Origin of the sequence: Kribbella sp. (assembly GCF_035655035.1) — a bacterium.
Classification (GTDB): Bacteria; Actinomycetota; Actinomycetes; order Propionibacteriales; family Kribbellaceae; genus Kribbella.
Map to the genome: position 1 here is coordinate 23,082 of NZ_DASRVN010000374.1, position 6,872 is coordinate 29,953.

The 6,872-nt window shown below is 67.9% G+C and carries 6 protein-coding genes; all 6 read right to left on the reverse strand.

Annotation, left to right across the window (positions count from 1 at the left end):
• Positions 1-999 (reverse strand): ABC transporter ATP-binding protein, encoded by a 999-nt coding sequence (locus tag VFF46_RS21035; RefSeq protein ID WP_325038878.1) that lies wholly within the window; start codon positions 997-999, stop codon positions 1-3.
• Positions 996-2,021: an ABC transporter permease gene (locus VFF46_RS21040; RefSeq protein WP_325038879.1), complete on the reverse strand. Its 1,026-nt coding sequence runs from the start codon at positions 2,019-2,021 to the stop codon at positions 996-998. Before VFF46_RS21040 ends, VFF46_RS21035 begins: the two co-directional genes overlap by 4 nt.
• Positions 2,021-3,001, reverse strand: a complete 981-nt coding sequence (locus tag VFF46_RS21045; RefSeq protein WP_325038880.1) for an ABC transporter permease — start codon at positions 2,999-3,001, stop codon at positions 2,021-2,023. The genes VFF46_RS21040 and VFF46_RS21045 overlap by 1 nt, the downstream gene beginning before the upstream one ends.
• Entirely contained in the window at positions 2,998-4,011 is a 1,014-nt protein-coding gene (locus VFF46_RS21050; protein WP_325038881.1) for an ABC transporter ATP-binding protein, read from the reverse strand. The genes VFF46_RS21045 and VFF46_RS21050 overlap by 4 nt, the downstream gene beginning before the upstream one ends.
• A 61-nt stretch (positions 4,012-4,072) precedes the next feature.
• Complete coding sequence (locus VFF46_RS21055) at positions 4,073-5,755, reverse strand: ABC transporter substrate-binding protein (RefSeq protein WP_325038882.1); 1,683 nt, start codon at positions 5,753-5,755, stop codon at positions 4,073-4,075.
• Between the two features lie 150 nt (positions 5,756-5,905).
• On the reverse strand, positions 5,906-6,872 hold a 967-nt coding region (locus VFF46_RS21060), incomplete at its 5' end, for a LacI family DNA-binding transcriptional regulator (protein WP_325038883.1).

A 6,872-nucleotide genomic window follows, 5' to 3' on the forward strand; every position in this document is an offset into this window, starting at 1 on the left:
CTAGGCGGTGCGGCCGGGGAGCCAGCAGGCGACGGAGCGGTCGGGGTCGTTGCGGGCGGACGGGATTCCCAGGACGGGGATCTCGGTCGAGCAGCGGTCGAAGGCTTGCGGGCATCTCGGGTGGAAGGAGCAGCCCGACGGCATACCGCGCAGGTCGGGAGGCGAACCCGGTATCCCGGACAGCTCCCGCCGTTCTCCTCGCAATGCGGGGAAGGATTTGAGCAGGCCTTCGGAGTACGGGTGCAGGGAGTCCCGGTACAAGTCGGCCGAGCGCGCCTCCTCGACGATGCGGCCGCCGTACATGATCGCGATGCGGTCGGAGAACTCGACCAGCAGGGACAGGTCGTGGGTGATGAACAGGACCGAGAAGCCCAGGCGTTCGCGGAGTTCGACGAGCTGGGCGAGAATCTGGCGTTGCATCACCACATCGAGCGCGGTGGTCGGTTCGTCCATGATCACGACCTGCGGCTCGAGGACGAGCGCCATGCCGATCATCACCCGCTGCCGCATGCCACCGGACAGTTGGTGCGGGTACGCGTCCATCCGGTCCGCGGAGATGCCGACGAGTTTCAGCATCTCCTGCGCCCGGGCGATCCGGGCCGGGGCGGTCAGCCCGGGCTCGTGCGCCTTGATCACGTCGAGCAGCTGGGTGGAGACCTTGTGCACCGGATTCAGCGAGTTCATCGCGCCCTGGAACACGATCGACGTCTCCGCCCAGCGGTACCTGCGCAGCTCCGCGTCGGTCAGCGCCATCACGTCGTACGAATCACCGGACGCGGGGTGGTACACGACCGACCCGCCGCTGATCACGCCGGGCGGCGGCAGCAGCCGGGTCACGCCGTACGCGAGCGTCGACTTCCCACTGCCGCTCTCGCCGGCCAGCCCGAGTACTTCGCCGCGGTGCAACGTCAGCGTGACGTCCCGGACGGCCTGCACCGCCTCCGAGCCGAGGCCGTAGTCGACGTGGAAGTTCTTGATCTCCAGCACCGGCGTCTTCACGCGACTTCCTCCTCCGGACGGCGTCGTACGACGGGGGTCACCGGTTCAGGCGACGACAGCACCGGAGTGAAGCCGACCCGCATCCGTACGGATCGGCCGTCCTTCGCCAAAACCCGACGACGCAGCACGCGGGTGTGGCCGCTCGACCGCAGTCGCGGGCTGACGAACTCGTCGATGCCGAAGTTGATCAGCGACAACGCCGTACCGAGGATCGCGATCGCGAGGCCGGCCGGGACGAACCACCACCACGCGCCCTGGGCCAGCGCCTGCTGCGACTGCGCCCAGAACAGGATGGTTCCCCAGTTCCACTCGGAGATCGTCGAGATGCCGATGAACGCCAGCGTGATCTCGGACATCACCGCGAAGATCACCGTACCGACGAAACCGGACGCGATGATCGCGGTCAGGTTCGGCATGATCTCGAACGTGATGATCCGCCAGGTACTCTCCCCGGTTGCCCGCGCCGCCTCCACGTAGTCCCGCCGGCGCAACGACAACGTCTGCGCCCGCAGTACTCGCGCACCCCACGCCCAGGACGTGAAACCGATGACCAGGGCAACCATCAGGTCGCCCGCGGACGGGATCGTGGACGCCACGATGATGATCAGCGGCAACGCCGGAATCACCAGGAAAACGTTTGACAGCGCGGAAAGCCCGTCGTCGGCGGCCCCGCCGAGGAAGCCGGCGCTGACCCCGATCAGGATCGACAGCGTGGTCGCGACGAGCCCGGCCAGCAGCCCGACGAACATCACCCCGCGGGTACCGACGAGCACCTGACTGAAGATGTCCTGCCCGAGGTGCGTGGTGCCGAACCAGTGCTTCCCGGACGGCGCCTGGATCAGGTCGCTGCTCCGCGCCGACGGGTCGTACGGCGCGATCCACGGGCCGATGATCGCGATCAGGCAGAAGAACGCGAGGACGACGAGGCCGGTCGCGGCCTTCGGGTTCGCGACGAACCGCAGCCGCCGGCGCTTGACCGGGGCGGTCGCGGTGGGTGTCACCGCGGTGATCGTGGCGGTCATCAGCCCTCCTTCCGGGTCCGCGGGTCGAGGAACAGGTACGCGACGTCGGCGAGCAGGTTGGCCACCAGGACCGACAGCGTGATCACCAGGAAGACGCCCTGCATCAACGGGTAGTCCTTCGCGCCGACGGCCTGGAACAGGTTGTAGCCGATGCCCGGGTACGAGAACACGATTTCCACCAGCAACGTGCCGCCGACGATGAACCCGAGCGACAGCGCGAATCCGGAAACGTTCGGCAACAGCGCGTTTCGTGCGGCGTAGCTGACCATCACCCGGCGCTCCGGCAGGCCCTTCGCGTGCGCGACCGTGATGTAGTCCTCGGACGCGACCGTCACCATCATGTTCCGCATGGTCAGGATCCAGCCGCTCACCGACGAGATCAGGATCGTGAACGCCGGCAGCAGACTGTGCTGTACGGCGCTGCCGATGAACCCGGAGGTCCACGAGGGAACCAGACCCGGCTCGTACCCGCCCGACGACGGGAAGAAGCTGTCCGGTCCGGCGAGCAGCGCGATCGCCAGCAGGCCGAGCCAGAAGTACGGGATCGACGACAGGAACGTTGTCACCGGCAACAACCCGTCCATCATCGACCCGCGCCGCCAGCCCGCGATCACGCCCAGCGACGTACCGATCAGGAAGCTCGCGAACGTGGTGATACCTACCAGCGCGATCGTCCAGGGCAGGCTTTGGCGAAGGATTTCCGAAACCGGTGTCGGGAAGAACGTGAACGACAACCCGAGGTCGCCGCGGAACACCTGGCCCCAGTAGGCGACGTACTGGCTCCACAACGACCTGTGCTTGTCCAGGCCGAACAGGACGTACAGGGACTGGATCGCGTCGGTGCTCAGCTGGCCCTGGTACTTGTTGATCAGCGACGTCACCGGGTCGCCCGGGATCAGCCGCGGGATGAAGAAGTTGATCGTCAGCGCGGCCCACGCCGTGAAGACGTAGAACGCCAACCGCTGCAGGAGGAACTTCACTTCGCCACCTCCGGCGCGTAGAGCCAGCAGGCGGCCCAATGGCCTTCGGCGGGCAGCTCGAACCGGGGCGGGAGGTCGGTCGCGCACTTCGGCATCGCGTGCACGCAGCGCGGGTTGAACCGGCAGCCGCCCGGCGGGGCGATCAGGCTCGGTGGTTCGCCGCCGGCCTGGTCCTCGGGCGTACTCAGCTGCCCGAGCCGGTCCGGATCCGGCGCGCTCTCGATCAGCAGCCGGGTGTACGGGTGCGCCGGGTGCTGCGTGACCGTCTCGGAGTCGCCGCCCTCGACCATCCGCCCGGCGTACATCACCAGCGTCTCGTCGGCGAAGTACCGCGCGGACGCGATGTCGTGGGTGATGTACAGGATCGCGAGGTCGAGCCGTTCCTTGAGGTCCCGGAGCAGGTTCAGGACGCCGAGCCGGATCGACACGTCCAGCATCGACACCGGCTCGTCCGCGAGCAGCGCCTCCGGATCGGCGCCGAGCGCGCGGGCGATCGACACCCGTTGCCGCTGGCCACCGGACAGTTCGTGCGGGAACTTGTCGAGGTACCGCTCCGGGGGAGTGAGCTGGACCTGCTCGAGCAACGCGCGCAGGTTCTGCTCGAGATCCCCCGCGCGGCCGTGGATCTTCAACGACCGCGTCAGGTGGTACCGCACGGTGTGCGTCGGGTTCAGCGAGGCGAACGGGTCCTGGAAGATCATCTGCACCTTGCGCGCGTACGCCCGGAACTTCCGGCCGCCGCGGACCGTGACCGGCTCGCCGTGCAGCCGGATCTCGCCGGCGGTCCGCCCGTACAGCTGGGCCATCAGCCGCGCCACGGTGGACTTGCCCGACCCGGACTCGCCGACCAGCGCGGTCACCCGGCCGCGGCGCAGCGTGAGCTTCACGTCGTCGACCGCGTGCACGGCCTTGTGGTCGCGGCTGAACAGGTCGCGGACGCCCCGCCGTACCGGAAAGTGCTTGGTGAGGCCTTCCGCCTCCAGAACAACCTCGGTCTCGGTGACCGTCATCAGTCTCCCCTCGAGGCGACGGGCGCCGGACCAGCGCGGTCCGGCGCCCGTGCACCGCTTGCTACTGGCTGCCGGCCGGCTTCAGGTTCAGGATGATCTGCAGAGCGTTCTGCTGGGTCGGCTGTGCCGGCCCGTACTGGTTCTGCTCGTCGGGCCAGCCGACCCAGTTCTTCGTGCTGTAGAGACCGCCGACGTTGGACGCCGAGGTGGGGATGATCGGCATCTGCTCGACCATGATCTTCTGCAGCGTGTTCAGCGCCGCGGTCCGGGTCGCGTTGTCGGCGGCGTTCGCGTACTGGTCGAGCGCCTTGGTCGCCTCCGGGCTGTTGAACCGCCCGTAGTTGCCGCTCACCCCACCCTTGCCGACCGGCTTCAGGATCTTGCCGTCCATGATGTTCTGGTAGATGTCGAACGGCGTCGCGCCGCCGTTGGTCCAGTGCATCGCGGCGTCGAAGTTGCCGGTGTCGATGTTCTTGAACCAGGCGTCCTGGTTGGCCTTGTCGATGGTCGCCTTGATCCCGATCGTGGACAGGTTGTCCTTGATGATCTCGAGATCGGTCTGGTAGTCGGACCAGCCGGCCGGGTCGGTCAGCGTCAGCGTCACCGGCTTGCCCGTCGGGTCCTTCAGGACGTCGCCCTCGAGCTTGAAGCCGGCGCCGGACAGCTCCTTCTTGGCGCCGTCCAGGTCGACCGAGTGCACCTTGCCCTTGTACTCGGGCGCGATGAACGACTCACCGGCCGGGGTCGGGATGCCCGTGACGGACTCGACCTTCGGGTAGAAGTACCCGGCCTCGCCCTGGTTGAAGATGTCGTCGCGGTTGATCACCAGGTTCATCGCGCGGCGCAGCGCCGGGTTGTCGAAGGGCTTGCGGGTGGTGTTGATCCAGAGGCCGTGGATGCCGAGGTTCGCCGGGAACCAGAGCTTGTTGTTCTTCGGGTCCTTCGACTGGTAGACGGCCTTCACGTTCGGGACGAACACGAAGCTCCACTCCGACGAGCCGTTCGCCAGCGCGGTGGTCTGCGCGTTGTTGTCGTTGTACGACGTGTACCGGAGCTCCTTGACCTTCGGGAGGTCCTGCCAGTACGAGTCCCGCAGCGTCAGCGTGGTGGTCTGCGGGGTGAACGACTTGACCGTGTACGGGCCGGTGCCGATCGGGTTCTTCAGGGTGTCCTGGGTCGGGTCCGCGATCGTGGACCACTGGTGCTTCGGTACCACGAACACGGTCAGGATCTTGTTCTGGTTGGTGAACTGCGACCGGGGGAAGGTCAGATCCACCTTGTTGCCGGAGGCGGTGATCGTGCCGTAGGGGATCGCGTCGGTGTTCAGCGCGTCGTGGTCCTTGCGCAGCTGGAACGAGTACGCCACGTCGTCCGCGGTCAGCGGCTGGCCGTCGGACCACTTCACGCCGTCGCGGATCGTGAACGACAGCTTGGTGTAGTTGGCGTCCCACTTCCACTCGGTCGCCAGCCACGGCTTGCCGGGCTCGGTCGGCTTGATCCCGTTGATCATCACCAGCGGCTCGTAGATCATCCACCGGTAGCCCAGCGAGGCACCCGCGGAGGAGCCGAGGAACGGGTTGTTGTTCTCGGTCTGCGGACCGTTCGGCATGCCGATGTTCAGTACGGTCGCGCCGCTGCCCGAGCTGCTGCCGGCGGCCTTCCCGCTCCCGTTACTACAAGCAGCCAGGGTGGCTGCGGCGAGCAGGCCCGTGAGGGCCAGCGCGACGGTGCGTCGTGCTCGCATCGGTTCCTCCTGTGTTCCGTTGGCGGATGGCCCACCCTGAGCCGGTGGGCCAGTGCATCCTGGCGTGAAAGCGCTCTCATGGGAAGAGCTCACAGCCGGTCGAACGAGTACGCCGGCGACGGAGCAGGGGCAGCTGCCCCGCCGCCGGAGCTACTGGTGGGATCGAGGTTTCGGGGCGGTTGAACTGCGGACGATCAGCGTCGTCGGCAGTACTTGCGGGCCGTCCGGCAGCGGGGTGCCGCCGAAGTACCCCATCAGCATCCGGGCCGCGGCCTGACCCATCTGGCGCATCGGCTGATGCACCGTGGTCAGCGGCGGCTCGGTGTGCCCGGCGTACGGGATGTCGTCGAAACCGACCACGGACACGTCGCTCGGCACGTTCCGCCCGGTCTCCCGGACGGCCTGGATCGCGCCGCCGGCGGACAGGTCGTTGTGCGCGAACACCGCGTCGAACCCGAGCCGCTCGCCGAGCGCGTGCTGGACGCCGCGGCGCCCGCTCTCGTAGGTGAAGTCGCCCTCGTACACGAGTCTCGGGTCGAGCTCGATACCGGCTTCGGCGTAGGTGTCGCGGAAGCCGTCCAGGCGTTCGTGGGTGCAGCCGAAGCGTTCGACGCCGGTGATCACCAGTGGCCGGCGACGGCCGAGCTCCAGCAGGTGCCGGGCGGCGGACTCGCCGCCGGCGTAGTTGGTGGTGGCGACGGACGGGAACTGCGGGCGCTTGTCGCGGTCGTCGATCAGGACCACCGGGAGGCCGCGGGCGTGCAGCTGTTCGATGTACGTGAGCGTGCCCTCGGGCTCGATCACGAGCAGGCCGTCGAACGACTGTGACGAGACCTGGGACGCGAACTGCTGCATGGACTCCGCGCCCCGGTTGAAGGTGAACAGCAGCAGCCCGTAGCCCTCGCTCTCGACCACGTCGACGGCGCCCTGCAGGACCTCGCCCATCCACGGCCAGGTGAGCGACGGCACCAGCATTCCGACGATCCGGGTCCGGCCGCGGGCCAGTCCGACGGCGCGGGCGCTCGGCACGTACCCGAGCTCCTCGATCACCTGCCGGACGCGTTCGGCGGTCCGCAGGTCCAGCTCGCCCTTGCCGTTGAGGACGCGCGACACGGTG

What these genes read in the sequence shown, in the direction of transcription:
- VFF46_RS21040 (WP_325038879.1), bottom strand. Translation starts at nt 2,021, where the DNA reads ATGACCGCCACGATCACCGCGGTGACACCCACCGCGACCGCCCCGGTC.
- VFF46_RS21050 (WP_325038881.1), bottom strand. Translation starts at nt 4,011, where the DNA reads ATGACGGTCACCGAGACCGAGGTTGTTCTGGAGGCGGAAGGCCTCACC.
- VFF46_RS21055 (WP_325038882.1), bottom strand. Translation starts at nt 5,755, where the DNA reads ATGCGAGCACGACGCACCGTCGCGCTGGCCCTCACGGGCCTGCTCGCC.